General features: G+C 70.5%; 24 protein-coding genes and 1 pseudogene. 14 read left to right on the top strand and 11 right to left on the bottom strand.

The window, feature by feature from the left end:
* Window positions 1–128 precede the first annotated feature (128 nt).
* From DK412_RS27935 to DK412_RS27950, 4 genes and pseudogenes are all read left to right on the top strand, one after another.
* Window positions 129–1208: an MlaD family protein gene (locus DK412_RS27935; RefSeq protein ID WP_109974639.1), complete on the top strand. Its 1080-nt coding sequence runs from the start codon at window positions 129–131 to the stop codon at window positions 1206–1208.
* Between the two features lie 119 nt (window positions 1209–1327).
* Window positions 1328–1942 (top strand): ABC-type transport auxiliary lipoprotein family protein, encoded by a 615-nt coding sequence (locus tag DK412_RS27940; protein ID WP_109974640.1) that lies wholly within the window; start codon window positions 1328–1330, stop codon window positions 1940–1942.
* Between the two features lie 61 nt (window positions 1943–2003).
* Window positions 2004–2264: pseudogene (locus DK412_RS31220) on the top strand (DUF6516 family protein); the annotation flags it as partial.
* Entirely contained in the window at window positions 2200–2547 is a 348-nt protein-coding gene (locus DK412_RS27950; RefSeq protein ID WP_204165456.1) for a hypothetical protein, read from the top strand. The pseudogene DK412_RS31220 and the gene DK412_RS27950, both read left to right, overlap by 65 nt.
* Window positions 2548–2559: 12 nt before the next feature.
* On the opposite strand, the gene DK412_RS27955 is transcribed toward DK412_RS27950, so the two are convergent.
* The 4 genes from DK412_RS27955 to DK412_RS27970 all read right to left on the bottom strand — a co-directional run bounded on the left by DK412_RS27955 (window position 2560) and on the right by DK412_RS27970 (window position 5998).
* A complete protein-coding gene (locus DK412_RS27955) occupies window positions 2560–3180 on the bottom strand; it encodes an XRE family transcriptional regulator (RefSeq protein ID WP_093566736.1) in 621 nt (206 codons plus the stop codon).
* A gap of 137 nt (window positions 3181–3317) precedes the next feature.
* Window positions 3318–4148, bottom strand: coding sequence for a bifunctional hydroxymethylpyrimidine kinase/phosphomethylpyrimidine kinase (thiD, locus tag DK412_RS27960; protein WP_245447328.1), 831 nt, complete (start codon window positions 4146–4148; stop codon window positions 3318–3320).
* A 28-nt stretch (window positions 4149–4176) separates the two neighbouring features.
* On the bottom strand, window positions 4177–4881 hold the full coding sequence (locus tag DK412_RS27965) for a thiamine phosphate synthase (protein ID WP_109974642.1): 705 nt from the start codon (window positions 4879–4881) through the stop codon (window positions 4177–4179).
* Between the two features lie 133 nt (window positions 4882–5014).
* Window positions 5015–5998 carry a DMT family transporter gene (locus tag DK412_RS27970; RefSeq protein WP_109974643.1) on the bottom strand — a complete coding sequence of 328 codons (984 nt, stop codon included), beginning with the start codon at window positions 5996–5998 and terminating at the stop codon, window positions 5015–5017.
* A 266-nt stretch (window positions 5999–6264) separates the two neighbouring features.
* Here DK412_RS27970 and DK412_RS27975 point away from each other — a divergent pair, with 266 nt between their 5' ends.
* Together DK412_RS27975 and DK412_RS27980 are read left to right on the top strand one after the other, a co-directional pair.
* The gene (locus tag DK412_RS27975) at window positions 6265–7161 is read left to right on the top strand and encodes a UDP-2,3-diacylglucosamine diphosphatase (protein ID WP_109974644.1); all 897 of its coding nucleotides are present in this window, start codon (window positions 6265–6267) and stop codon (window positions 7159–7161) included.
* Window positions 7158–8258, top strand: coding sequence for a glycosyltransferase family 1 protein (locus DK412_RS27980; RefSeq protein ID WP_109974645.1), 1101 nt, complete (start codon window positions 7158–7160; stop codon window positions 8256–8258). The genes DK412_RS27975 and DK412_RS27980 overlap by 4 nt, the downstream gene beginning before the upstream one ends.
* Window positions 8259–8337: 79 nt before the next feature.
* Here the strand turns inward: DK412_RS27980 and DK412_RS27985 are convergent, their stop codons facing one another.
* Both DK412_RS27985 and DK412_RS27990 read right to left on the bottom strand, forming a co-directional pair.
* Entirely contained in the window at window positions 8338–9543 is a 1206-nt protein-coding gene (locus DK412_RS27985; protein WP_109974646.1) for an MFS transporter, read from the bottom strand.
* A gap of 103 nt (window positions 9544–9646) precedes the next feature.
* Entirely contained in the window at window positions 9647–10090 is a 444-nt protein-coding gene (locus DK412_RS27990) for a DUF488 domain-containing protein (protein ID WP_109974647.1), read from the bottom strand.
* 202 nt (window positions 10091–10292) lie between these two features.
* Between DK412_RS27990 and DK412_RS27995 the strand changes: the two genes are divergently transcribed.
* Window positions 10293–11153: a GH25 family lysozyme gene (locus DK412_RS27995; protein WP_109974648.1), complete on the top strand. Its 861-nt coding sequence runs from the start codon at window positions 10293–10295 to the stop codon at window positions 11151–11153.
* Between the two features lie 206 nt (window positions 11154–11359).
* Here the strand turns inward: DK412_RS27995 and DK412_RS28000 are convergent, their stop codons facing one another.
* On the bottom strand, window positions 11360–12370 hold the full coding sequence (locus DK412_RS28000) for a 1-aminocyclopropane-1-carboxylate deaminase (RefSeq protein ID WP_109975541.1): 1011 nt from the start codon (window positions 12368–12370) through the stop codon (window positions 11360–11362).
* 166 nt (window positions 12371–12536) lie between these two features.
* Here DK412_RS28000 and DK412_RS28005 point away from each other — a divergent pair, with 166 nt between their 5' ends.
* The gene (locus DK412_RS28005) at window positions 12537–13001 is read left to right on the top strand and encodes an Lrp/AsnC ligand binding domain-containing protein (protein ID WP_109974649.1); all 465 of its coding nucleotides are present in this window, start codon (window positions 12537–12539) and stop codon (window positions 12999–13001) included.
* Between the two features lie 35 nt (window positions 13002–13036).
* Here DK412_RS28005 and DK412_RS28010 read toward each other — a convergent pair whose 3' ends face one another.
* Window positions 13037–13624: a TetR/AcrR family transcriptional regulator gene (locus tag DK412_RS28010; protein WP_162596322.1), complete on the bottom strand. Its 588-nt coding sequence runs from the start codon at window positions 13622–13624 to the stop codon at window positions 13037–13039.
* Between the two features lie 168 nt (window positions 13625–13792).
* Here DK412_RS28010 and DK412_RS28015 point away from each other — a divergent pair, with 168 nt between their 5' ends.
* From DK412_RS28015 to trmFO, 6 genes are all read left to right on the top strand, one after another.
* On the top strand, window positions 13793–14098 hold the full coding sequence (locus DK412_RS28015) for a YciI family protein (protein WP_109974651.1): 306 nt from the start codon (window positions 13793–13795) through the stop codon (window positions 14096–14098).
* Window positions 14098–14775, top strand: a complete 678-nt coding sequence (locus DK412_RS28020; RefSeq protein WP_109974652.1) for a DNA-3-methyladenine glycosylase I — start codon at window positions 14098–14100, stop codon at window positions 14773–14775. Before DK412_RS28015 ends, DK412_RS28020 begins: the two co-directional genes overlap by 1 nt.
* A 213-nt stretch (window positions 14776–14988) precedes the next feature.
* Window positions 14989–17982, top strand: a complete 2994-nt coding sequence (gene uvrA / locus DK412_RS28025) for an excinuclease ABC subunit UvrA (protein ID WP_109974653.1) — start codon at window positions 14989–14991, stop codon at window positions 17980–17982.
* A gap of 168 nt (window positions 17983–18150) precedes the next feature.
* A complete protein-coding gene (locus DK412_RS28030; RefSeq protein WP_109975542.1) occupies window positions 18151–19122 on the top strand; it encodes a S1C family serine protease in 972 nt (323 codons plus the stop codon).
* Between the two features lie 755 nt (window positions 19123–19877).
* Entirely contained in the window at window positions 19878–20027 is a 150-nt protein-coding gene (locus DK412_RS28035; RefSeq protein WP_082173034.1) for a DUF1127 domain-containing protein, read from the top strand.
* A gap of 216 nt (window positions 20028–20243) precedes the next feature.
* On the top strand, window positions 20244–21674 hold the full coding sequence (trmFO, locus tag DK412_RS28040; RefSeq protein WP_109974654.1) for a methylenetetrahydrofolate--tRNA-(uracil(54)-C(5))-methyltransferase (FADH(2)-oxidizing) TrmFO: 1431 nt from the start codon (window positions 20244–20246) through the stop codon (window positions 21672–21674).
* A gap of 223 nt (window positions 21675–21897) precedes the next feature.
* On the opposite strand, the gene DK412_RS28045 is transcribed toward trmFO, so the two are convergent.
* From DK412_RS28045 to secF, 3 genes are read right to left on the bottom strand one after another with little or no spacing between them, the layout of a single operon-like run.
* On the bottom strand, window positions 21898–22764 hold the full coding sequence (locus tag DK412_RS28045) for a phytoene/squalene synthase family protein (protein ID WP_109974655.1): 867 nt from the start codon (window positions 22762–22764) through the stop codon (window positions 21898–21900).
* A gap of 10 nt (window positions 22765–22774) precedes the next feature.
* On the bottom strand, window positions 22775–23179 hold the full coding sequence (locus tag DK412_RS28050; protein WP_109974656.1) for an MTH938/NDUFAF3 family protein: 405 nt from the start codon (window positions 23177–23179) through the stop codon (window positions 22775–22777).
* On the bottom strand, window positions 23179–24126 hold the full coding sequence (gene secF / locus DK412_RS28055) for a protein translocase subunit SecF (protein ID WP_109974657.1): 948 nt from the start codon (window positions 24124–24126) through the stop codon (window positions 23179–23181). The genes DK412_RS28050 and secF overlap by 1 nt, the downstream gene beginning before the upstream one ends.
* Window positions 24127–24150 lie beyond the last annotated feature (24 nt).

Here is a 24150-nt window from a genome sequence, read left to right on the forward strand (position 1 = left end):
GCGCTCCCGCACCCTGCGGCCAGCAGCCCGCCCTTAAGCTTGGCAGCCTAGGCCATGCCACTCTAGGCCATGCCACTTGGGCGTGTGGTCCGCTTCCCGCCCCGCACGAGCACGGAAACCGTTAAGGCATGGAAACCCGCGCCAACAACGTCCTGATCGGGGCCTTCACGCTGGCGGTGATCGCGCTCGGCTTCGTCTTCGCGTTCTGGCTGCGCGGCAGTTCCGCGAACCAGGCCCGGATGCCGGTGCGCGTCGTGTTCTCCGGCGGCGTCGGGGGCCTAGCCAAGGGGGCGGTCGTCACCTTCAACGGCATCCGCGTCGGCGAGGCGACCGACGTGCGGCTGCTGCCGCAGGACCCGCGCCGGGTGACGGCGATCATCGAGGTCAATCGCGGCACGCCTCTGCGCGTCGACACCCGCGCCCGCCTCGACATGACGATGCTGACCGGCGTCGCCTCGATCGCCCTCGTCGGCGGCAGCGCCGACGCGGCGCCGCTGGCCCCGACCACCAACGATCCGGTGCCGACCATCTACGCCGACGCCGCCGACATCCAGGACCTGATGGTGGCCGCCCGCACCATCGCGCAGCGCGCCGACGACATGCTCCAGCGCCTCGACCGGGTGGTCGCCGGCAACGAGGGCGCGATCAATCGCACGCTCGCCAATGTCGAGCGCTTCTCCAAGACCCTCGGCGACAGTGCGCCGGCCCTCGACGCCCTGACGAAGGCGGTGGACGGCCGCAAGCTCGCGAGTCTGATCGACAACGCCGACAAGTTCTCCTCTGCGCTTGCCGCCGCCTCGCCGGACGTCCAGGCCGGCATCCACGATGCGCGGACGCTCGCGGGCAAGCTCAACGTCTCCGCCGACCGGCTCGACGCCGTGATGAAGGGCGCCGAGGGCTTCCTCGGCTCGGCTTCGGGCGATGCCGGCAAGAGCACCTTCGCCGAGGTGCGCGACGCCGCGATCTCGATCCGCGAGGCGGGCCGCGCCTTCCGGGTGATGTCGGAGAACCTCGACAAGCGCACCGCCACCCTGACCCAGAGCGTCAGCCGCCTCAGCGGCACCGGCCGGCGCGAGGTCCAGACCCTCGCCACCGACGGCCAGCGCACCCTCAACAGCCTCAACAGCGCCGTGCGCAACATCGAGCGCGACCCGTCCCAGGTGATCTTCGGCGGCAAGCCGTCGTTGCCCGAATACAACGGTCGCTGACCATGTTGCAGTGCGGCCTCGTGGCGGTTGCACCCGTGCGGCCGGCCGGGCGTTGTCAGCCCATATCTGGTCAAGCTTCCGGGCCCGTCCCGGCCCCGCCTTCCGGTCCGCCCGCTCCCATGCTCCTCACGGCCCCCTCCCCGCGCCGCGCTCCCGGTCGTCTCGCCGCCGGCTGTCTCGCGGCTGCCCTGGCCCTGCTCCTCGGTGCCTGCGGCAGCGGCGCCGTGCCGACCACCTTCGACCTCACCGCCCTGCCGGGCGCGGCCCGCAGCGGTGCCGCCCGGCGCTCGATCGTGGTGGCCGAGCCGGTCGGCCTGCAGCCCTTCGAGGCCGACCGGATCATCGTGCGCGAGCCCGGCGGCGCGGTGTCCTATCTCGGCGGCGGCCAATGGGCCGACCGGCTGCCGCGCCTCGTCCAGACCCGGCTGATCCAGAGTCTCGAGAACGCCAACCGGCTGAAATCCGTCAGCCGCCCCGGCGACAAGGTCGCGGCCGACACGATCCTGATCACGGAACTCCGCGCCTTCGACATCAATGCCGGCACCCGCGAGGCGGTGGTCGACCTCTCGGCCAAGCTGATCCAGGAGAGCAGCGGCACGGTGGTGGCCGCCAAGGTGTTCCAGGCCCGGGTGCCGGTGGCGGGGGTGAACGCGCCGGTGGCGGCGAACGGGCTCGACCGGGCCTTGTCGATGGTGCTGGCCGACATGGTGCGGTGGATCAACGCCGGGGGGTGAGGGTCAAATCCGGCCCGCACTGCGGGTGCTGTTCTGATGCTCCAGCGGCAATCTCGCCGTCATGAAGGCCGTGCTGCTCCTCAGAGAGCGACTCGCGCTGACACCCGACGCTTTTGCCGAACTCGTGGTGTGGCGGGTGCCGAGGCCGGTCGTGGGCAGTCGGCACAGCTTCAAGTACCGTCTCGCTCTCGTCGTGGAAGTGCAGTGCGTGCTGCGCTATGACAATGAGGCAGGCAAGGGTGATCATAAGCACATCGGTGCCGAAGAGCTTCCCTTTGCGTTTGCCGGCATCAATGATCTGCTCGCCGCGTTCTGGCGCGATTTTCCGCGGAGAGCCGCAGGGCGCGTTCATCTCCTTCGCCTCGGTCGAGCTGCTCTGGACCGTGATGACGCCGCAACGTTGGGAGCTGTTGCGCGCCCTGGTCGGCCGCGATCCGCTACCGCTCCCGGCCCTGGCGGATGTGTTGAGTCGCGACGACGACGCGGTGCGGGCCGACATCGACGCGCTGAGGAAGGCCGGTGTCGTTGAATCGGGATCAAACGACCGGATCAGCTTCCCGTTCGATTCGGTCCATGTCGACTTCACGATGGGCCGGGCCGCCTGACCCTCCGAGCCCCTACTCCATCACCGCCGCCTTCATGATCACCACCATGAAGGCGCGCCCCGTCCCCTCGCTGATGCAGCGCACGGTGTGGGGCCGGTCGCAGCGGTAGCGCAGGGTCTCGCCGGCTCGCGCCCGCTGCACGGCGCCGGCCACGTCGACCTCGAACTCCCCCTCGGTGACCGACAGGCACTCGACCGAGCCGCGCTGGTGCGCGTCGGAATCGAGCACGCCGCCGGGATCGGCCGAGAGGTCGTACCATTGCAGCCACTCGACGGTCTTGATCCAGCCGATGATGGCGAGCCGCATCCGTCCGTCGTCGGAGACCAGGATCGGCGTGTCGGCTCGCGACGACTTCTCGATGAAGGGTTCTTCGTCGCCGGTGGCGAGCACCCGCTCGATCGAGACGTCGAGAGCCTGGCTCAGGCGCCAGATCGTGGCCAGCGTCGGGTTGGTCTCGTTGCGCTCGATCTGGCTGATGATCGACTTCGCCACGCCCGATTGCTCGGCCAACTCGGAGAGCGACAGGTTGTAGGCCTTGCGCAGGCGCTGGATGGTCTTGCCGAGCTGCCCCGACAACACCTGCGCCCCGGTCATCAGGTCCTTGGGACGCTCCCGCCCCCGCTCGACGCCCATCGCCTGCCCTCGACCCCCGCTGGAGCACCCTGGGGGCGTTCCGCATACCGAACGCCCGTACGCTCCATCAAACGCAATCGCCCGGACGACGCAAGGGTTCATCCGGCCGCGCGGGCTGATTCCAGCGGGATGACGCGTCAGTTCCACCAGGCATGGAAGTGGTGCACCGGCCCGTTGCCGTGACCGATCCGCAAGCGCTCGGAGGCGGCGAGCGCGGCGCTCAGGTAGGCCTTGGCCGCCTGCGCGGCGTCCGTCAGGGTAAGACCGCGGGCGAGACCGGCAGCGAGCGCCGCCGACAGGGTGCAGCCGGTGCCGTGGGTGTTGCGGGTCGCGATCCGCGGTCCCTCCAGGCGCAGCACACGGTCGTCCGGCCCGACCAGAAGGTCGACACTCTTGGGGCCCGCTGCGTGGCCGCCCTTCATCAGCACCGCGCGCGGCCCGAGCCCCAGCAGGCGCCGTCCCTGGTCGAGCATCGCCGCCTCAGTCTCAGCGATGCCCTCCCCCAGCAGCACCGCCGCCTCGGGCAGGTTCGGGGTCAGCACCGCGGCGTGGGGCAGGAGCTTGCCGCGCAGGGCCTCGACGGCGGCGTCGGCGAGCAGCCGGTCCCCGCTCGTCGCCACCATCACCGGGTCGAGCACCAGGGGCAGGCCGGCGGCGTGGCGGGCGAGATTTTCGGCCACCGCGGCGATCACGGGCGCGCGCGACAGCATGCCGATCTTCACCGCCCGCACGTCGAGGTCGGTGAAGACGCTCTCGATCTGGCGGGCGACGAAGTCGGGATCGACGTCGTGGATCGCCTGCACGCCGCGCGTGTTCTGGGCGGTGAGCGCCGTGATCACGCTGGCGCCGTAGACGCCGAGCGCCGAGAAGGTCTTAAGGTCGGCCTGGACGCCGGCGCCGCCGCCGGAATCCGAGCCCGCGATCGTGACGGCGATCATGCCGGACCCGGCCTTGTCGAGCACGGTCATGCCTGGTCTCCGATCGTGCGAAGCCCGATCATGCCGAGCCTCGCGCCGCGAGCGCCCCGTCGATCACCGCGCGCAGGTCCCGCGCCCGCGCCTCGACGTCGCGGCCGCTGCCGAACAGGGCCGAGATCAGGGCGATCCCGTCCGCGCCCGCGCCGATCGTCGCCGCGGCGTTGCTGCGGTCGATGCCCGCGATCGCCCCGACCGGCAGGCCGCCGCCGCGGGCGAGCCGCGCCCGGAACACGACGCGGTTGAGCCCGTCGAGCCCGACCGGAGGATCGGGATTGTCCTTGCTGGTGGTGGCGAAGACGCCGCCGATGCAGGCGTAGTCGACCGGCAACCGGTAGAGCTCGTCGGCCTGGGCGGCGTTCTTCACGGTGAGTCCGACGATCGCCCCCCGCGGCAGCAGGCGCTTGGCGTCAGTCGGGTGCAGGTCCTCCTGGCCGAGATGCACGCCCTCGAGCCCGGCGGCGAGGGCGAGATCGACCCGGTCGTTCATCAGGAGCGGGACGCCGGTACCCTGGAGCGCCGCGTGGATCCGGCGCAGGCGGGCCACGGTCTCGCGGGCATTGACGATGGTCTTCTCGCGGTACTGGAGCAGGGTGCAGCCCCCGGCCGCCGCCTCCGCCGCCATCCGGGCGAGGTGATCGGCGTCGCCGCCGCAGACCCCGACATCGAGGAGGCCGTAGAGCCGCAGGTCCACCGGCACGGTCGCGTGCCCACCGTCGGGCTTCACGGGCGGGCTCCGGCGGGACGCGGGTAGGGACGTGCGGGCATCGAGGCGGTTCCCGGCTGGGCCCGGAACCCCGGGCCGATCGTTCGATCCCCCGGAGTAAGGGCGTGCGCGTGCGGGCGTCAACGGCTCGCGATCAGCCCGCCCGCGCCCCGCCGGCCGCCGCCTCGCGGGCCCGCTCCACCACCAGGCGCCGCTCGCGCCAGACCACGAACACGCCGGCCGCCGCCACGATGCCGCCGCCCACCGCGATCGAGGCCGTGGGGAGCTGGCCGAACACGAACCAGCCGATCAGCACCGACCACAGCATCGTGGTGTATTCGAACGGCGCGACCAGCGAGGCGTCGCCGTGGCGATAGCTCTCGGTGAGCAGGATCTGGCCGATGCCGCCGAGCACGCCGACGACCAGGAACAGCGCCAGGTCCGACCAGCCGGGCATCCGCCAGCCGAGCGCCAGGGTCGAGAGGCCGAGGAGCGAGGTGAACAGGAAGAAGTAGAGCACGATGGCGCCGGTGCGCTCGGTGCCGGTGAGCTTGCGCACCTGGATCGTCGCCGCCGCCGAGCAGCCAGCCGCCAGGATGGCGAACAGCGCGCCGGTCGACCCGCCGCCGCCGGTCCCGCCGAATTCGAGGTGGGGGGCGAGCGTGATCAGCACGCCGAGGAAGCCGACCGAGACGCCGGCCCAGCGATAGGCCTGGACCCGCTCGCGCAGCACGACGGCCGCCAGCACCACCACGAGGAGCGGCGAGGCGTAGCCGATCGCCACCGCGTCGGAGAGCGGCAGGAAGGACAGGCCGGCGAAGCCCGCGAACATCCCGCAGGCGCCGATGATGCTGCGCAGGACGTGGCCCTTGAGGTTCTGCGTCGCCACCGCCTCCCGCACGCCGCCCTGCCAGCGCAGCCACAGCAGCAGCGGCGCGATGGCGATGAAGGAGCGGAAGAACACGATCTCGCCGGTCGGGAACCGGTCGGCCAGCGTCTTCACGCCGGCGGACATCAGCGTGAAGGCCAGCGCCGAGAGGACCTTGAGCCCGATGCCGAGATAGGGGCGGGCGGCCGCTCGTCCCGACGCGCCAGATCCGGTGACCGACCGGCCGGGGACGACGAGGGGGGCTGCCATGGGCGGGGCGCTTTTCTTGAAACCGGGGGAGTGGCCGAGACCGCGGGAGCGCGGTGGGGCCGCTTGTCAGAACCACGAATCGCCACGGCCGAGGTAGAGGCGGGTGCGGGCGGCTGACCTGCGCAATCCGCATGATGTGGATTAAGGCTCCGCAAACGAATTCGAGTCCCGGTCCCCGGCCAAGGTTCCGCCCGCGGCAGCCGCGTCATCAAAGTGATACGCGAATAGGGTTTGGCTGGCGCGAGACGCCGCCAAGGAGATTGCACGTGGCCGAGGACGCCGACGCGCTGCGCGTGCGAACCCTGTTCCTCTCGGATATCCACCTGGGGACCAAGGGCTGCCAGGCCGAGCTGCTGCTCGACTTCATGCGCGAAGTGGATGCCGACGAGATCTACCTGGTCGGCGACATCGTCGACGGCTGGAAGCTGCGCTCGGGCTGGTACTGGCCGCAATCGCACAACGACGTGGTGCAGAAGCTCCTGCGGAAGGTGCGCAAGGGCTCGCGCCTCGTCTACGTGCCCGGCAACCACGACGAGTTCCTGCGCGACTTCCTCGACATGCATTTCGGCGGCATCGAGATCCAGGACCAGGTGCTGCACGAGGCGGCGGACGGCAAGCGCTACCTCGTCATCCACGGCGACCAGTTCGACCTCGTGGTGCGCCACGCCCGCTGGCTGGCCTATCTCGGCGACGGCGCCTACTCGGCGGCGCTCTTCGTCAACACCCACCTGAACTGGGTGCGCCGGCGCCTCGGCCTGACCTACTGGTCGCTGTCGGCCTGGGCCAAGCTGAAGGTGAAGAACGCCGTCAACTTCATCGGCCGCTTCGAGGAATTCTTGATCGCCGAGGCGCGCCGGGCCGAGGCCGACGGGGTGATCTGCGGCCACATCCACCATGCGGCGAGCCGCATGGTCGGCGACATGCACTACCTCAACACCGGCGACTGGGTCGAATCCTGCACGGCCGTCGTCGAGCATTACGACGGCACGATGGAGGTGATCCGCTTCGCCGAGTGGAAGCGGGCCCATGCCGAGGCCCCCACGCCGCTGACCTCCCACAGTCGCCAAGTCGCCGCGGGCGAGGTCGCCCCGATCGAGGAGTTGGCGCCCGCCGCCCGCGCCCCCCTGCCCCCGGCCGCCCAGAGCACCCGGGCCGTCGCGTGAGGCTCCTCGTCGCGACCGATGCCTGGCACCCCCAGGTCAACGGCGTCGTCCGCTCCCTCGAGCACATGGTGGCGGCAGGGCGCCGGCGCGGCCACGACCCGGTGATGCTGACGCCCCTCGACTTCGCCAACGTGCCGCTGCCGGGCTATGCCGAGATCCGGCTCTCGCTCGTCACCGCCCGTGGCGTCGCGGCCCGCTTTCCCGCCCTGGCGCCGACCCACGTCCACATCGCCACAGAAGGGCCGATCGGGCTCGCCACCCGCCGGGTCTGCCTGGCGCAGGGGCGCCCCTTCACCACCAGCTACCACACCCGGTTCCCCGAGTACCTCGCCGCCCGCCTGCCGGTGCCGGAACGCTGGAGCTACGCCTGGCTGCGCCGCTTCCACGGCGCCGCGAGCGGCACGATGGTGAGCACGCCCTCGCTGGAGCGCGACCTGTCCGGGCGCGGCTTCACCCGGCTGATGCGCTGGAGCCGCGGCGTCGACACCGGCCTCTTCCGCCCCCGCGACGGCGAGGCCCCGCCGGCCGCCCTGGCCGGGCTGCCGCGCCCGTTCTTCCTGTTCGTCGGGCGGCTGGCGGTGGAGAAGAACGTCGAGGCGTTCCTGCGCCTCGACCTGCCCGGCACCAAGCTCGTCGTCGGCGACGGGCCGGACCGGGCGCGGCTCGCCGGGATCGATCCCGAAGCCCGCTTCCTCGGCACCCTCACCGGCGAGGCCCTGGCCCGGGTCTATTCGGCCTCCGACGTCTTCGTCTTCCCGAGCCTCACCGACACCTTCGGCATCGTGCTGCTGGAGGCGCTGGCGAGCGGCTTGGCCGTCGCGGCCTATCCGGTGACCGGGCCGCTCGACGTGGTCGGGGGCACGGACGTGGGCGTCCTCGACCAGGACCTCGGCGCGGCGGCCCGCGCGGCGCTCGCGATCCCGCGGGACGCCTGCCGGGCGGAGGCCCTGCGCTACACCTGGGAGGCGAGCGCCGACCAGTTCTACGGCAACATCGAGGCCGCCCATGCCGACGGGATGCCGGCGCCGCAGCGCCGGCCGGGCCTGCCGCGGGCCCTGCCGGGCGAGGCGCCGGTGCCGCGGGTGGGCGAGGGGTAACGACAGCCGGCAGCGACGCGGCCGAGTGGATGGCGAACCGCTGCCCGGCCTGCTCGCATCACAGCCACGCCCGCCCGATTCATTCGGCCTTCAGCGCGAGGCTCTGCCGTGGCTCGGGCGCCATGCGATGGTGCAGCATCCGCAGCCCGACCAGGAGGCCGACCGCGACGATCGAGATCGTCAGCGCCAGCCACAGGGCGGCGTGGGGACCCGCCCTCGTCACGAGCGCGGCGAACACCGGCGGCGCGGCCGCGAAGGAGAGGTTGAGCGGCACTGCCAGACGCGCCGAGGCGCGGGCATAGGCGCCGGCGGGGAAGATCTGCAACGGGAGCGTGGCGCGGGTGACGGCGCCGATGCCGCTGGCGGCGCCGTAGAGCGTGGCGAACAGCATCGCCCCGGCAAAGCTGCGGGTCAGCAGCAGCACGACGAAGCTCAGCGGAAACAGCGCGTAGGCGACGAGGCCGAGGGTGAAGCCCGACCAGTGCCGGCCGCCCAGGACCTCGACCATGCGCCCCGCCCATTGGGCGATGCCGATGAAGGACGCCGCAGCCAGCGCGGCGGCATGGTCGAGCCCCGCCGCCTCGAACAGGATGATGAAGGTCAGGGCGAAGCCCCAGGTGAAGAAGCCGTTCGCCGCGAAGCTCAAGGCGAGAAGGGTGAACCGCGCCCGATCGATGCCGGCGGGCCCGGCGGCTTCCGCGCCGGATCGCGTCCCGGGCCGCCGCGCGAGCGTCGCCCAGTGCAGCGGCACGCAGACGAGCAGCATCGTGACGCCGTAGCACAGCGTCGTCGCGCGCCAGCCCCACCGGTCCTGCAGGAGCCCCGAGAGCGGCCAGACGATCGTCGAGGTCAACCCGCCGGCCAGGACCAGCAGGCCGAGCGCCCGGCGCGCCGCGCCGCCGGCGATCTCGGTCACGGCGATCTGCGCCGGGGTGGTCAGCATCCCGGCGCCCGCCAGCCCGATGACGACCCACGACACGAAGTAGAGCGCCGGGCCGTCGGCCGAACCCATGATCAGCAGGCCGGCCGCGCCCAGGGCCGATCCGGCGATCATGACCGGGCGCGCACCGACGCGCTCGAAGACGCCGCTCAGCGGCCAGGTCGCGGCGGCCATGACGACGAGCATGACCGTCGGCCCGGCCATGACGAGGGGAAGCGCCATGCCCAGCTCGCCGGCCATGGCCGGTCCCGTGACCGCGGGCAGCCAGAACGTGGCGCCCCACCCGATGATCTGCGTCAGGGAGAGGGCAGCGACGGCACGGGCCGTCGGTGACGGGATGAGCATCTTCGGGCGACGGTCGGGCAGCGGGCAGCCGGCATGATGCGGCGCGGCGGTTCGCGGGTCCAGGTCGAATCGGCGAGCGGGCCCGGGAAGCGGCTGCGCCGCCTCACGCGAACAGATCGACGATCTCGAACCCCCTCCCCGCCAGCCGCTCGCTCAGGACCCGCCGGTGGCAGCGCTCGGGGTCGCGCTCGAAGCAGAGCAGGCAGGTCGGCCCTGCCGCCGCCAAGGCCGCCAGCTCGTCGAGGGCGGCCGCGCCCGAGGCCGTGTCCAGCACCTCGTCGCAGTAGATCCGCCGCATCAGTGCCGCGTCATGGGCGCGCGCCGCCTCGCGGCCGGCCTTCGGCGTGCCGAGGCTGCGTAAGTGCGCGTAACCAATGCCCACGCCGGTCAGCCCCGCGGCCAGCGCGCTCTTCGAGAATCCCCGCTTGCGCGAGGCCGCCACCGCCCGCACATCGGCCAGGGTCGCCACGCCGGCATCGCGCAGGGCGGCGGTGAAGCGCTCCGGATCGGCGCCTTCGTACCCGATGGTAAACAGAACCTTGGCCATTCTCCGCCCCGGCAAACATCAAGTTCGACGGGGGCTTATGCCCGATGGACGAGGCCCGGGCGAGCCGTGCGCCGGCCCTACGTGGCTTATCGGCCACGCGTTCCGGAATTCCGTTCAGATCTCGTCAAGCTTCCATTAACCCGCCCCACCGCATCGAATAGCCATAGTGTTCCGCGTGAAGTCAGGCCGCGCCCCGATGCCGATGGAGTCGACGATCCCCTCCGCCCCGTGGTCCACCGTGCTGTCGCGCAGCGTCCGGTGGGGCAAGCGTGCCCTCGCGGCGGCGAGCCTCGCCGCGCTGGCGGCCTGCGCCGGCGGCGGCGCCGATTTCTACCCGACCAAGGGCGACGTGAAGCCCCATCCGGGTGTCGCCAAGGCGAAGAACCACCCGATCCAGGGCATCGACGTCTCGAAGTGGCAGGGGCCGATCGACTGGACCTCGGTCAAGGGCGCCGGCACCCAGTTCGCCTACATCAAGGCGACCGAGGGCGGCGACCACGTCGACGACCGCTTCCGCGAGAACTGGGACGGCGCCGGCCGGGCCGGCGTACCGCGGGGCGCCTACCACTTCGTGTTCTGGTGCCGCTCGGCCAAGGACCAGATGGACTGGTTCAAGCGCAACGTCCCCAACGACCCGACCGCCCTGCCCCCGGTCCTCGACGTCGAGTGGAACGGCCACTCGCAGCTCTGCCCGAAGAAGCTGCCGAAGGCCCAGGCCCTCGCGATGACCGAGTACATGCTCCGCGAGATGGAGGCCTATACCGGCAAGCGGCCGATCATCTACACCGACATCACGTTCCACAAGGACGTGCTGGAGGGCGAGCTGCCGGATTACCCGCACTGGGTCCGCTCCACCGCCGCCGAGCCGGAGCAGCGCTACGTCAATCGCGACTGGATGCTGTGGCAGTTCACCTCGACCGGCCGGGTGCCGGGCGTGCGCGGCGACGTCGACCGCAACGCCTTCTACGGCACCAAGGCCGAATGGGCCTCGTTCCTCGCCACCGATTGCGATCCCCGCCATCACCGCCGGCTGTCGGAGGCGGGGCTCTGCACGGACAAATGATGCTCGTGAGGTAGCGAAGACGAAGAAGCCCGGTCCGCGACGAGCGGCCGGGCTTCTTTCATTCGCAGGATCCGGCTGACACCGACAAACTGTACTTCCTCCAAGTCATCCCGGGTTCCGCTGCGCGGCCCCGGGATGACATGGAGGGTGGCAGGTCCGGGGGCTGTTCGAGGAAGTGCAGCCTGGCGAACGGCCCCCGTCCCCGCTCAGCCGTTGCGGAAGGTGTAGCTGTAGCCGTTCAGCGCCGGCGCGCCGCCGAGATGGGCGTAGAGCACCTTCGAGCCCTTGGGGAAGAAGCCCTTCTGGACGAGGTCGATCATGCCCTGCATCGACTTGCCCTCGTAGACCGGGTCGGTGATCATCGCCTCGAGCCGGGCCGCGAGGCGGATCGCCTCGACCGTCTCCTTCGAGGGCACGCCGTAGACCGGGTAGGCGTACTCCTCCTTGATCACCACGTCGTCCTCCGTGATCTCGCCGGCGCCGACGAGAGCGGAGGTGTTGCGGGCGATCTCGAGCACCTGTGCCTTCGTCTGCGCCGGGGTGCAGGAGGCGTCGATGCCGATGACGTTGCGGGCGCGGCCGTCGGGCTTGAAGCCGACCAGCATGCCCGCATGGGTCGAGCCGGTGACGGTGCAGACCACGATGTAGTCGAAGTGGAGGCCCATCTCGGCTTCCTGCTTGCGCACTTCTTCCGCAAAGCCGACGTAGCCCAGACCGCCGAACTTGTGCACCGAGGCGCCGGCCGGGATCGCGTAGGGCTTGCCGCCCTTGGCCTTCACGTCCTCGATCGCCTGCTTCCAGCTGTCGCGGATGCCGATGTCGAAGCCGTCGTCGACGAGCTGCGATTCGGCGCCCATGATCCGCGTCAGCATGATGTTGCCGACCCGGTCGTAGACCGCGTCCTCGTGCGGCACCCAGGCTTCCTGGATCACCCGGCACTTCATGCCGATCTTGGCCGCCACCGCCGCCACCATGCGGGTGTGGTTCGACTGCACGCCGCCGATCGACACCAGGGTGTCGGCGCCCGAGGCGATCGCGTCCGGCACGATGTATTCGAGCTTGCGCAGCTTGTTGCCGCCATAGGCGAGACCCGAGTTGCAGTCCTCACGCTTGGCGTAGATCTGCACGTCGCCGCCGAGATGGGCGGTCAGGCGCGGCAGGTGCTCGATCGGGGTCGGGCCGAAGGTCAGGGGGTAGCGCTCGAACTGCGACAGCATCGATTGGGTCATCGCCGGGGTCCTGTGTGGAAGCCGCGATCGTTGTAGCAGGCTCCCGGCGGAAGGTGCTCTCGAAGTTGGACGAATTTTGGCGCTGGCCGGCCCCGCTACCGGTTCCATGTGCTACTGCATTCCGTGAAACAGCCATCTTGCGGAAGGATCTTTCATGCCCGCCGGGCTCGACCGCATCGACCTCAAGATTCTCCGTCTGCTGCAAGAGGATGGCCGCATCGGCAACGCCGAGCTCGCCAAGCGCGTCAACACCAGCCCGGCGACCTGCCACCGCCGCACCCAGCGCCTGTTCGACGAAGGGTATCTCCGCGGCGTGCGCGCCGTGGTGGCCCCCGAGCGGGTGGGGCGCGGCTCCCTAGTCCTGGTCGGGGTGGTGCTCGACCGCTCGACGCCCGAGGCCTTCTCGGCCTTCGAGGCCGCGGCGCTCGCCATGCCGACCCTCCTCGACTGCCACCTCGTCGCCGGCGACTTCGACTACTTCCTCAAGATCCGGGTCTCGGACATGGCCGACTTCAACCGGATGCACAGCGAGATCCTGATCGCCCTGCCCGGGGTGCGCCAGACCCGGACCTTCTTCGTCATGAAGGAGGTGATCGACAACGCGCCCTTGAGCTTGTGAGGGAGCACGGCGCGAGAGGTGCCGCGAGGGTCTTCCTATCGGGCCCGCTGCTGCGCCACGAGCGCCTCCGCTGCCTGGACGAGCGCGTGCCCGACGCCGTCCGGGCCGCCGCCATGGGTCTGGCTGATCGCGTAGGCTCCTTCCACGAGCAACAGCAGGCCGTCGGCGAGCTGGCCGGGGTCCCTCGCCTGCAGCGCCCCGGCGAGGTGCCGGAAGCGTTCCCGCAATGCCGTCTTCGTGGCCCGCGCGATCTGCCGGCCGGGATGGGCCGGATCGGCGAACTCGGCGCAGAAATTGATGAAGGGGCAGCCCCGGTATCCCTCCTGCGTCGTCCGCTCGACCAAGTAGGTCATGATCGCGCGGAGCCGCTCGTCCGGGTCGTCGTATCGGTCGAACGTCTCGTCCCAGCGTTCGAGAAACTGCCGCGACCGCTCCTCCAGATAGGCGAGGACGAGATCGTCCTTCGACGGGAAGCTGCGATAGAGGCTGATCTTGGTGACCCCGGCCTCCTTGACGATGGCCTCGACGCCGACGGACCGGATCCCGTCGCGGTAGAACCGCTCGGCCGCGACCGCGAAGATCTTGTCGCGCGCCCGTGTCGGTCTCGTCGGCGCTTGGTCCATCGTGGTTCCTCGATTGACATGTGACCGACCGGTTCGTACCACAGTCGAGCACCGGCCTGCCATAGCGGCAAGTCCCTCCGGTTCAGGTCACGGTGTCGCGTGTCGCCGGTACCGGCGCGGCATCCGTCCCGGAGCCAAAAAGCATCCTCTCCGCGTGAGGATCATGAGATGAAGCATTTCATCGTCGAGGCGACGTATCTCGTTCCGTTCGAGGCCGTCGCTCCTCTGATACCGAGTCATCGGAACTTCCTGAAGGACGGATACGATCGCGGGCTTTTCCTGTGCTCGGGGCCGAAGGAACCGCCGGTCGGCGGGTTCCTGGTGGCGCGGGCCGAGACCCGCGAAGATCTCGAAACGCTGTTCGAGGCCGAGCCGTTTCGCCAGAACGGCGTCGCCCGCTTCACCTTCACGGAGTTCCGGCCGGTGATGCGGCAGGATTGGTGCGAGCCCTGGTTCACGGGCGAGCCGGCGTGATGCGGCCCCTCGAAGACATCCTGGCCGAGGCGGCGTCCCGCAAGGGCGGGCTCGCGGCCCTGGAGGCGATGCTCGGCGAGACGCCGGTTCTCCCGCGCGACCGGATCGCCGCGCTGCCCGATCACCGCATCCTGGCCGCGATGACGCGGCGCATCTTCAGCGCCGGCTTCTCCGCGCAGGTGATCGACGCGAAATGGCCGGCCTTCGAGAGCGCCTTCCGGGAATTCGATCCGCCGGCCTGCGCGGCGCTGACCGAAGACGACATCGACGCCCTGGCCGCCGATCGGGCGATCGTCCGCAACCGCGCCAAGATCGATGCGGTGCGCGTCAACGCGGCCCTGCTCCTGGCGCTCGCGCGCGAGCACGGCTCGGCCGCCCGAGTCCTGGCGGACTGGCCCGAGGACGACCTCGTCGGCCTGCTGCGACTGCTGCGGGAGCGCGGCCGTCATCTCGGCGGCGATTCGGGCATGCGCGTCCTGCGGGCGATCGGCAAGCCGGCCTTCGTCACCACCAGGGACGTCGTCGCGGCGCTGATCCGGGAAGGCGTCGTCGCGCGTGCGCCGAGCACTCCGCGCGGTCTGGCGCTGGTCCAGCGCGCCTTCAATCTGTGGTCCGCCCAATCGGGGCGCAATCTCACGGAGATCAGCCGGATCCTGGCGCTGAGCGTTCCGTCCTGAGCCGACTGAGAGCCTGCATAGACGGCCAAGCCGGCGGCGCGGTTGCTCCTGTACGCAGTTTGTTCTAGTCGTGAGGGCAGACTTGGCTCGGGCGCCCCCGCGCCCCATCTGGTCACCATCACGGTCGATGGGCTCCCCGAACGTCACGGGCTCCCGGCCGATCCCGGTCCCATCAAGCCTGGCCGTGTCGACCCCGGCCCGGAGCCCCTCTGCATGGCCTCTCTCGACAAGCTCTTCGACCGTTCCGCGGAGGGCCGCGTGATCGCGGTGCGGGGCGCCCGCGAGCACAACCTGAAGAACGTCGACCTGACGATTCCCCGCGACAAGCTCGTGGTGTTCACCGGGCTGTCCGGTTCGGGCAAGTCGTCGCTCGCCTTCGACACCATCTACGCCGAGGGGCAGCGCCGCTACGTCGAGTCGCTCTCGGCCTATGCGCGCCAGTTCCTCGAGATGATGGCGAAGCCCGACGTCGACCAGATCGACGGGCTGTCGCCGGCGATCTCCATCGAGCAGAAGACGACCTCGAAGAATCCGCGCTCGACGGTCGGCACCGTCACGGAGATCTACGACTACATGCGCCTGCTGTGGGCGCGGGTCGGCATTCCGTACTCACCCGCGACCGGCCTGCCGATCGAGAGCCAGACCGTCAGCCAGATGGTCGACCGGGTGCTGGCCCTCCCCGAGAAGACCCGGCTCTACCTGCTGGCCCCCGTCGTGCGCGGCCGCAAGGGCGAGTACCGCAAGGAGATCGCCGAGTTCCAGAAGAAGGGCTTTCAGCGCCTGCGCATCGACGGCGAGTACTACGCCATCGACGACGTGCCGAAGCTCGACAAGAAGCTGAAGCACGACATCGACGTGGTGGTCGACCGGATCGTGGTGCGGGCCGACATGGCCTCGCGGCTGGCCGATTCGTTCGAGACGGCGCTGGAACTGGCCGACGGCATCGCGGTGGTCGCTTTCGCGGACACTCCCGAGGACGGCGAGGCGCCGGAGCCCATCACGTTCTCGTCGCGCTTCGCCTGCCCGGTCTCCGGGTTCACGATTCCGGAGATCGAGCCCAGGCTCTTCTCCTTCAACAATCCGTTCGGCGCCTGCCCGACCTGCGGCGGCATCGGCCACGAGATGCGGATCGACCCGACGCTGGTCATCGCCGACGAGGCCTTGAGCCTGTCGCGCGGTGCCGTCGCGCCCTGGGCGAAATCGACCTCGCCCTATTACGGCCAGACCCTGGACGCCCTGGCGAAGCACTACCGCTTCCGCACCGACACGCCGTGGGGCAAGCTCACCGAGGCCGCCCGCCAGGTGGTGCTCTACGGCTCGGACGGCGACGAGATCCGCTTCGCCTACAATGACGGGCTTCGCGCCTACGAGGTCTCGAAGCCCTTCGAGGGCGTGATCCCGAACCTGGAGCGGCGCTACAAGGAGACCGACAGCGACGCGGCGCGCGAGGACATCGGCCGGTTCATGGCCGAGACGCCGTGCTCGGCCTGCAAGGGCAAGCGGCTGAAGCCCGAGGCGCTCGCGGTCAAGATCGCCGGCTTCGACATCGGGGATTCCACGGTGCTCTCGGTGCGCGACGCCCACCGCTGGTTCGGCGACTTGCCCGAGCACCTGAGCCAGAAGCACAACGAGATCGCGGCCCGCATCCTGAAGGAGATCCGCGACCGGCTGACCTTCCTGGTCGATGTCGGTCTCGAATACCTCACGCTCGCCCGCGGCTCCGGCTCGCTGTCGGGCGGCGAGAGCCAGCGCATCCGGCTGGCCTCGCAGATCGGCTCGGGGCTCACCGGCGTTCTCTACGTCCTCGACGAGCCCTCGATCGGCCTGCACCAGCGCGACAACGAGCGGCTGCTCGGCACGCTGAAGCGGCTGCGCGACCTCGGCAATTCGGTGATCGTGGTCGAGCACGACGAGGACGCGATCCTGCAGGCCGACTACGTCGTCGATGTCGGCCCCGGCGCCGGTATCCATGGCGGGCAGATCGTGGCGAAGGGAACGCCGTCCGAGCTGCTGGCGGACGAGAACTCGCTGACCGCCCAGTACCTCACCGGCAAGCTCTCGGTGCGGGTGCCGAAGATGCGCCGGAAGGCCAAGCGCAACCCGGCCGCCAAGGTCGAGGCGCCCGAGGCCCAGATGCTGCGCCTCGTCGGCGCCCGCGGCAACAACCTGAAGGACGTGACCGCCGAGATCCCGCTCGGCACCTTCACCTGCATCACCGGTGTCTCCGGCGGCGGCAAGTCGACGCTGGTCGTCGACACGCTCTACAAGGCGGTGGCGCGCAAGCTCAACGGGGCGCTGGAGCACCCCGCGCCCCACGACCGGATCGAGGGGCTGGAACACCTCGACAAGGTCATCGACATCGACCAGTCGCCGATCGGCCGCACCCCGCGCTCGAACCCTGCGACCTATATCGGCGCCTTCACGCCGATCCGCGACTGGTTCGCCGGGCTGCCCGAGGCCAAGGCCCGCGGCTACCAGCCCGGTCGGTTCTCGTTCAACGTCAAGGGCGGGCGCTGCGAGGCCTGCTCGGGCGACGGCGTCATCAAGATCGAGATGCACTTCCTGCCCGACGTCTACGTCACCTGCGACGTCTGCAAGGGCAAGCGCTACGACCGCGAGACCCTGGAGGTGAAGTACCGCGAGCGCTCGATCGCCGACGTGCTCGACATGACGGTGGAGGAGGCGGCCGAGCTGTTCAAGGCGGTGCCGGCGATCCGCGAGAAGCTCGAGACCCTGGCCCGGGTCGGCCTCGGCTACGTCCGGGTCGGCCAGCAGGCCACCACCCTGTCGGGCGGCGAGGCGCAGCGGGTCAAGCTCTCCAAGGAACTGTCGAAGCGGGCCACCGGCCGCACCCTCTACATCCTCGACGAGCCGACCACCGGCCTGCACTTCCACGATGTCGCCAAGCTGATGGAGGTGCTGCACGAGCTCGTCGACCAGGGCAACAGCGTGGTGGTGATCGAGCACAACCTCGAGGTCATCAAGACCGCCGACTGGGTGATCGACATGGGCCCCGAGGGCGGCGACGGCGGCGGCACCATCGTGGCGCAAGGAACGCCGGAGGACATCGCGGCCTCGGAGGCGAGCCATACCGGCCGCTTCCTGCGCGAGGTCCTGGCCCGGCGCCCGGCCGGCGCGAAGCCGGCCCCGGCCGCGAAGGCGCCGCGGACCCGCAAGCCGGCGGCCCGCAAGCAGGCCGCGGAGTAGCGTCTCGCGCAGAAGCGCCCGGCTCCGCGAGCCGGGCGTTCTCGCGTGTGCGCGATGCCTGTCGGGCGCCGCCTGCGCGACCTATAACGGGAGCGAGCGGGCGGGGCCGAGACGACCCCGCCGACGAGACGTGACACGGGGCGTTCGATGCCCCGGCAGGAGTCCATCATGGCAGCGCCCGGCGACTGGAAGATCCCCTCCGCGGTGCAGCCCCGCCCGGCCGCCTATTCCTACGACCTCGACCAGACCCTCACCGCCGTCGTCGCCCTGTCCTCGCGCGTGCCGGACGGCGCCTACACCGCCGAGATCCTCGGCACCGAGCGGGCCGGCAATGGCGTCCTGATCGGCGAGGACGGGCTGGTGCTCACCATCGGCTACCTCATCACCGAGGCCGAGAGCGTCTGGCTCACCGCCCATGACGGGCGCACCGCGCCGGGCCACGTCGTCGGCTACGACGCTGCGACGGGCTTCGGCCTGGTGCAGGCGCTCGGCCGCCTCGACCTGCCGCATCTGCCGCTCGGCAGTGCCGACGGCCTGCGCGTCGGCGACCGGCTGGTGATGGCCGGGGCCGGCGGCCGTTCGCGGGCCGTCGCCGCCGAGGTGGTGGCCCGGCAGGAATTCGCCGGCTACTGGGAATACCTCCTTGACGATGCGATCTTCACCGCGCCCTCGCACCCGCATTGGGGCGGCGCCGCCCTGATCGGTCCGGCGGGCGAGCTCACCGGCATCGGCTCGCTCCAGCTCCAGCAGGGCGGCCGCGACAGCCGCGCCATCAACATGGCGGTGCCGATCGACCTCCTGAAGCCGATCCTCCACGATCTGACGACGCTCGGCCGGGTTTCCGGCCCGCCCCGCCCCTGGCTCGGCCTCTACGCCACCGAGATGGACGACCAGGTCGTGGTGATGGGGCTCTCGCCCCGCGCCCCCGCCGAGACCGCCGACCTGCGCGCCGGCGACATCCTGATGGCGGTGGGCCAGACCGAGGTGAGCGACCTCGCGAGCTTCCTGCGCGCCGTCTGGGCGCTGGGGCCTGCGGGCGTCGCCGTGCCGCTCACCGTGCACCGCGACGGGCGGACCCTGAGCATTGCCGTCGCCTCGGCCGACCGGTCGACCTTCCTGGTGGCGCCGCGGCTGCATTGAGGGCGGGTCGCACGCGCCCTTTCCCCGCGCTTGCAGGGCTGTGCGAGGAAGCCTCCGAGACGAGAAGAGCGCGGGTGTCCCCCTCCCCCCTCTGCGGGGGAGGGTGCCCCACGGAGTGGGGCGGGAGAGGGGAACCACGCTTCCGGACATGGCGGGGCCGTTCTGCAGGGCACTCCCTGGATCAGCGTCGCGCTGCCGCTCTCCCGACCCCCGCTGACGCGGGGGCCGCCCTCCCCCGCAGAAGGGGGAGGGAGAAACCCGCGTCATTCCTCTCCCTGTACCGTTTCGTCACCCGCACGGAGAGGCGAGTTACCGTACCCGTCCGTCTTGGACGGCCTCGCAGCTCGTGGGGACGAGAACCTGCGCTCCGTGCAGGTAAGTCCACGCCTCCAGAACCGGCATCGAATGCGCCCCTCGCGGCACTGCACACCGGATCGCCACCGGCTGCCGCATCCCTGCGCCTGGCCCCGCCGCACGGCTCCGCCAGTCCGCTTGGGACCCCCGCCCTTCGCGTGTGCAGCATAGTGCCTAAACGCCCGGAATTCCTGCGATTCATGCGTCAGAGTGCTGCCAAATCGGCGGGCACCTGGGTTGGTTGACGATTCCCTGCGCGCTGCATGTGAATCGCGCATGGCTGGCTTACGCGGCCCCGTCTCCCACCACCGAAGCCAATTCCCATATGGTGCGTTGCAACAGAAGCAGGCAGGCGGTGCCGAAACGGTTCGCACCGGCTGCCCGCACAGAGGTCAAATCCGATGTTCGTCTCCCTCATCCTCAGCAAGATCCGCTCGTACCTCCGCTACCGCGAGACCGTGCACGAGCTGTCGCGTCTGTCTGACCGCGAGCTCGACGATCTCGGCATCAGCCGCTTCGAGATCCAGGGTATCGCCCGCTCGGTTGCGTAAGCGTCTACACGCGTAGCTAGTACCGCGTATCGAGTACTTCGAGTTCTGCGTATCCGAGTTCTGCGTACCTCAGTCGATCGAAGGCCTTCGGGCTCAACCATCGTCTTGCGCGCCCGCCCTTCCCGGCGGGCGTTCGCTTGTACGGCCCCCCGCATCGGGCGCTTGCATCGATCCGTCGGAGTTGCATCGACGGTGCCGGATCCGATATGCCGCGTCATGTCCGGATCAGATCCCATTCACGTCGTCGGCGGCGGCCTCGCCGGCTCCGAGGCCGCCTGGCAGATCGCCGAGGCCGGCCTGCCCGTCGTGCTGCACGAGATGCGGCCCCTGCGCGGCACCGAGGCGCACCAGACCGACGGCCTCGCCGAGCTCGTCTGCTCGAACTCGTTCCGCTCCGACGATGCCGAGCAGAACGCCGTCGGGCTGCTGCACCAGGAGATGCGCCGCCTCGGCTCGCTGATCATGCGCTGCGGCGACACCAACCAGGTGCCGGCCGGCGGCGCGCTGGCAGTCGACCGCGAGGGGTTCAGCCGGGCCGTCACGGCAGCGATCGAAGGCCATCCGAACATCGCCATCGCCCGCGAGGAGATCGACGGGTTGCCGCCCGCCTCCTGGGACAGCGTGATCGTGGCGACCGGCCCGCTCACCGCGCCCGGCCTCGCCGAGGGCATCCGCGGCCTCACCGGCGCCGAATCGCTCGCCTTCTTCGACGCCATCGCGCCGATCGTGCACCGCGACTCGATCGACATGGGCAAGGCCTGGTTCCAGTCCCGCTACGACAAGGTCGGCCCGGGCGGCACCGGGGCCGACTACATCAACTGCCCGCTCGACCGCGAGCAATACGCCGCCTTCATCACGGCGCTCGTCGAGGGCGACAAGACCTCGTTCAAGGAATGGGAGGCGTCGACCCCCTATTTTGACGGCTGCCTGCCGATCGAGGTGATGGCCGAGCGCGGCCCCGAGACCCTGCGCCACGGCCCGATGAAGCCCTTCGGCCTGACGAACCCGCACAATCCGACCGTCAAGGCCTACGCCATCGTCCAGCTGCGCCAGGACAATGCTCTAGGCACGCTCTACAACATGGTCGGCTTCCAGACGAAGCTGCGCCACGCCGAGCAGGTGCGGATCTTCCGCACCATTCCGGGCCTGGAGAACGCCGAGTTCGCCCGCCTCGGCGGCCTGCACCGCAACACCTACCTCGACAGCCCGCGCCTCCTCGACGCCACCCTGCGCCTGAAAGCCGAGCCGCGCCTGCGCTTCGCCGGCCAGATCACCGGCTGCGAGGGCTACGTCGAGAGCGCGGCGATCGGCCTGATGGCCGGCCGCTTCGCCGCCGCCGAGCGCCAGGGCCGCTCGCTGGAGCCGCTGCCGGCGACGACCGCTCTCGGAGCGCTCATCGGCCACATCACCGGCGGGCACGTCTCGGCGGAGGACGAGGGCACGCCGCGCTCGTTCCAGCCGATGAACGTCAATTTCGGCCTCTTCCCGCCCCTCGACCGGACGCCGAAGGCTCCCGACGGCAAGCGGTTTCGGGGAACCGAGAAGGCGCAGGCCAAGAAGCGGGCGATGACCGACCGGGCGCGAGTCGCGCTGGGCGAATGGCTCGGCGAGGAGCCGGCGCCACTGCCGGCGGCGGCGGCGGAGTAGCCCGCGGGCGGCCCGCCGAAGGGGGCCGGACGGCCCTCACACCCTCCGTGTCATCCGGGGGCTCGGCGCAGTCGAGAACCCGGGATCCATAACCGCCGAGGTTTCCGGAAGTGGCGGGCGGTGGTCCGCCTCATCCTCGATCGTCGGCGGTTATGGATCCCGGGTTCCGCTTCGCGGCCCCGGGATGACGGAGAGGAATGCAAGCAGGCGCGAAGCTTGACGATTACTTGACCGATCGCGCCGCCCGCCACAGCCGCCAGATCCGGCGCCAGTTCGGCACGTCGATCACGCTCGCCAGCGGGTCGTAGCCCGGCCGCTCCATCTGCGCGAGGTAGCCTTCGACGAGGGCGACCGGCAGGAAGGCCGGGGCGGCCACGGTCGCGATCGTCGCGCGCTCGGCCGCGTAGGCGGCGAGATGGCGGCGCACCAGCACCCGCATGTCGGCGCAGGCCCCGAGCAACCCGGGCCCGCCCCGCCCCGCGACGATGTCCTCGCGGGTGACGCCGTGGGCCTTGAGCACGTCGGCCGGCAGGTAGACCTGGCCGCGTCTCGCGTGCCAGGGCAGCGCCCGCAGGAGACCCGTCACCGCGTAGGCGACGCCGGCATGGCCCGCCGCCGCGGCGCCCCCGGGCTCGGAGCCGTTCGCCAGGATCAGGCTGCCGAGGCGGATCAGGCAGGAGGCGGTCTCGCCGCAGTAGCCCTCGAGGTCGCCCGTCGAGGGCATCGGGTCGTCGTAGAGGTCGAACACCCGCGCGTCGATCAGGTCGACGAGGGGCTGGCGTGGCAGCCGTGCCTTGACGAGCGTGTCGTCGAGAGCGGCGGCGACCGGGTGGGCGCGCACGTCGCCCCGCGCCTCGCCCTGGAGCGCATCGCGCCACCATTGCAGCCGCAATTCGCCGGGCATCGGGCTCGACACCGCCTCGCGCACCCGTGCCACCTCCAGGCTGAAGGCGGCCAGCGCATGGAGATGGGGGCGCTTGTCGGCCGGGGCGTAGAGGCTGGCGTACCAGCGGTCCGGGTCGCCCTCGCGCACCAGGGCCTCGCAATGGGCGTAGGCCCAGGCCGGATCCCGCGTCTCGGGCTGGCTCATCGGGTCGGGCTCACGGCACCGCGATCAGGGCGGCCGCGACCTTGCGGTTCTCGGCCATCAGGATGTTGTAGGTCCGCGCCGCCGCGCCGGTCTGCATCACGTCGAGGCCGATGCCCGCCTCCTTGAGGAACCGGCGCAGGGAATCGGGCACGAACACGATCTCGGCCCCGGTGCCGAGGAGCAGGAGGTCGATCCCTTCGGCCTCCTCCACCAGCGGCAGCAGGCTCGCGGGCGTGATGCCGGCGGGCTCTGTCACCTCCCAGGCGCGCACGCCGGAGGGCAGCGCCAGGATCGAGCCGCGATGCGACATCTCGGCGAAGCGGAAGCCGCCGCCGCCATAGGCATCGATCGGGTAGCGGCCCGGGATGAAGCCGTCATGCTGGCGTCCGGGGCTGCTGTCCCGCTCGCCCGCCATCACTCGGCCGCCTGCGGCAGGGTCGAGGTGTCCCGCGTCTGCGTCCGGGTCCCGCCGGCCTGGAGACCGATATAGATCAGGAACGGGGTCGAGACGAAGATCGCCGAGTAGGTGCAGATCACCACGCCGGCCAGCATCACCACCGAGAAGCCCTTGATCGCCTCGCCGCCGAACAACACCAGGGCGAGCAGCGACAGGGCGGTCGACATCGCGGTCATCACCGTGCGCGACATGGTCGAGTTGATCGACAGGTTGAGCAGCTGCTCGGTCGGCATGGTCTTGTAGCGGCGCATCAGCTCGCGGGTACGGTCGAACACCACCACCGTCTCGTTCAGCGAATAGCCGACGATAGTGAGGATCGCGGCGATCGAGGTCATGTTGAACTCGATGCGGGTGATCACGAACAGCCCGACCGTGATGACGATGTCGTGCAGGGTGCCGACGATGGCCCCCAGCGCCAGCTCGCGCTCGAACCGGAACCACAGGTAGAGCAGCACCGCCACGACCGACAGCACGACGCCGATCGTGCCCGATTGGACCAGCTCTCCCGAGACGCGGGGGCCGACGGTCTCGACGCGGTCGAAGGCGTAGTCCTTGTCGAAGGCGGCGTGCGCCTTCTGCATCACCAGGGTCTGGCCGGTCTCGCCGCCGGCCTGGAGCGGGAAGCGGACCGAGATCGAGCCCTGGCCGAGCTCCTGCACCTCGGTCTCGCCGAAGCCGAACTCGTTGGCGGTGTGGCGCACCGTTCCGACATCCGAGGTCACGCCGGGCTTCGGCCGCAGCTCGACCAGGGTGCCGCCCTTGAAGTCGATGCCGAAATTGAGCCCGACCTGCAGGAACAGCACCACCGTGGCGACCGAGATGAACGCCGAGAGCGGGAAGCTGAAGCGCCGCAGGCGCATGAAGTCGAAGTGGGATTCGTCGGGCCAGAGGCGGAGGAGGCGCATCGTCGGTCTCGGAAGGTGTGTGTC

Origin of the sequence: Methylobacterium sp. 17Sr1-1, assembly GCF_003173775.1 — a bacterium.
GTDB lineage: Bacteria > Pseudomonadota > Alphaproteobacteria > Rhizobiales > Beijerinckiaceae > Methylobacterium.

Bases quoted from the DNA above. Each gene is read 5' to 3' on its own strand.
- DK412_RS27935 (WP_109974639.1), top strand. From the start codon at position 129: ATGGAAACCCGCGCCAACAACGTCCTGATCGGGGCCTTCACGCTGGCG.
- DK412_RS27940 (WP_109974640.1), top strand. From the start codon at position 1,328: ATGCTCCTCACGGCCCCCTCCCCGCGCCGCGCTCCCGGTCGTCTCGCC.
- DK412_RS27955 (WP_093566736.1), bottom strand. From the start codon at position 3,180: ATGGGCGTCGAGCGGGGGCGGGAGCGTCCCAAGGACCTGATGACCGGG.
- thiD (WP_245447328.1), bottom strand. From the start codon at position 4,148: ATGACCGTGCTCGACAAGGCCGGGTCCGGCATGATCGCCGTCACGATC.
- DK412_RS27970 (WP_109974643.1), bottom strand. From the start codon at position 5,998: ATGGCAGCCCCCCTCGTCGTCCCCGGCCGGTCGGTCACCGGATCTGGC.
- DK412_RS27985 (WP_109974646.1), bottom strand. From the start codon at position 9,543: ATGCTCATCCCGTCACCGACGGCCCGTGCCGTCGCTGCCCTCTCCCTG.
- DK412_RS27990 (WP_109974647.1), bottom strand. From the start codon at position 10,090: ATGGCCAAGGTTCTGTTTACCATCGGGTACGAAGGCGCCGATCCGGAG.
- DK412_RS27995 (WP_109974648.1), top strand. From the start codon at position 10,293: ATGGAGTCGACGATCCCCTCCGCCCCGTGGTCCACCGTGCTGTCGCGC.
- DK412_RS28000 (WP_109975541.1), bottom strand. From the start codon at position 12,370: ATGCTGTCGCAGTTCGAGCGCTACCCCCTGACCTTCGGCCCGACCCCG.
- DK412_RS28005 (WP_109974649.1), top strand. From the start codon at position 12,537: ATGCCCGCCGGGCTCGACCGCATCGACCTCAAGATTCTCCGTCTGCTG.
- DK412_RS28010 (WP_162596322.1), bottom strand. From the start codon at position 13,624: ATGGACCAAGCGCCGACGAGACCGACACGGGCGCGCGACAAGATCTTC.
- DK412_RS28015 (WP_109974651.1), top strand. From the start codon at position 13,793: ATGAAGCATTTCATCGTCGAGGCGACGTATCTCGTTCCGTTCGAGGCC.
- DK412_RS28020 (WP_109974652.1), top strand. From the start codon at position 14,098: ATGCGGCCCCTCGAAGACATCCTGGCCGAGGCGGCGTCCCGCAAGGGC.
- uvrA (WP_109974653.1), top strand. From the start codon at position 14,989: ATGGCCTCTCTCGACAAGCTCTTCGACCGTTCCGCGGAGGGCCGCGTG.
- DK412_RS28030 (WP_109975542.1), top strand. From the start codon at position 18,151: ATGGCAGCGCCCGGCGACTGGAAGATCCCCTCCGCGGTGCAGCCCCGC.
- DK412_RS28035 (WP_082173034.1), top strand. From the start codon at position 19,878: ATGTTCGTCTCCCTCATCCTCAGCAAGATCCGCTCGTACCTCCGCTAC.
- trmFO (WP_109974654.1), top strand. From the start codon at position 20,244: ATGTCCGGATCAGATCCCATTCACGTCGTCGGCGGCGGCCTCGCCGGC.
- DK412_RS28045 (WP_109974655.1), bottom strand. From the start codon at position 22,764: ATGAGCCAGCCCGAGACGCGGGATCCGGCCTGGGCCTACGCCCATTGC.
- DK412_RS28050 (WP_109974656.1), bottom strand. From the start codon at position 23,179: ATGGCGGGCGAGCGGGACAGCAGCCCCGGACGCCAGCATGACGGCTTC.
- secF (WP_109974657.1), bottom strand. From the start codon at position 24,126: ATGCGCCTCCTCCGCCTCTGGCCCGACGAATCCCACTTCGACTTCATG.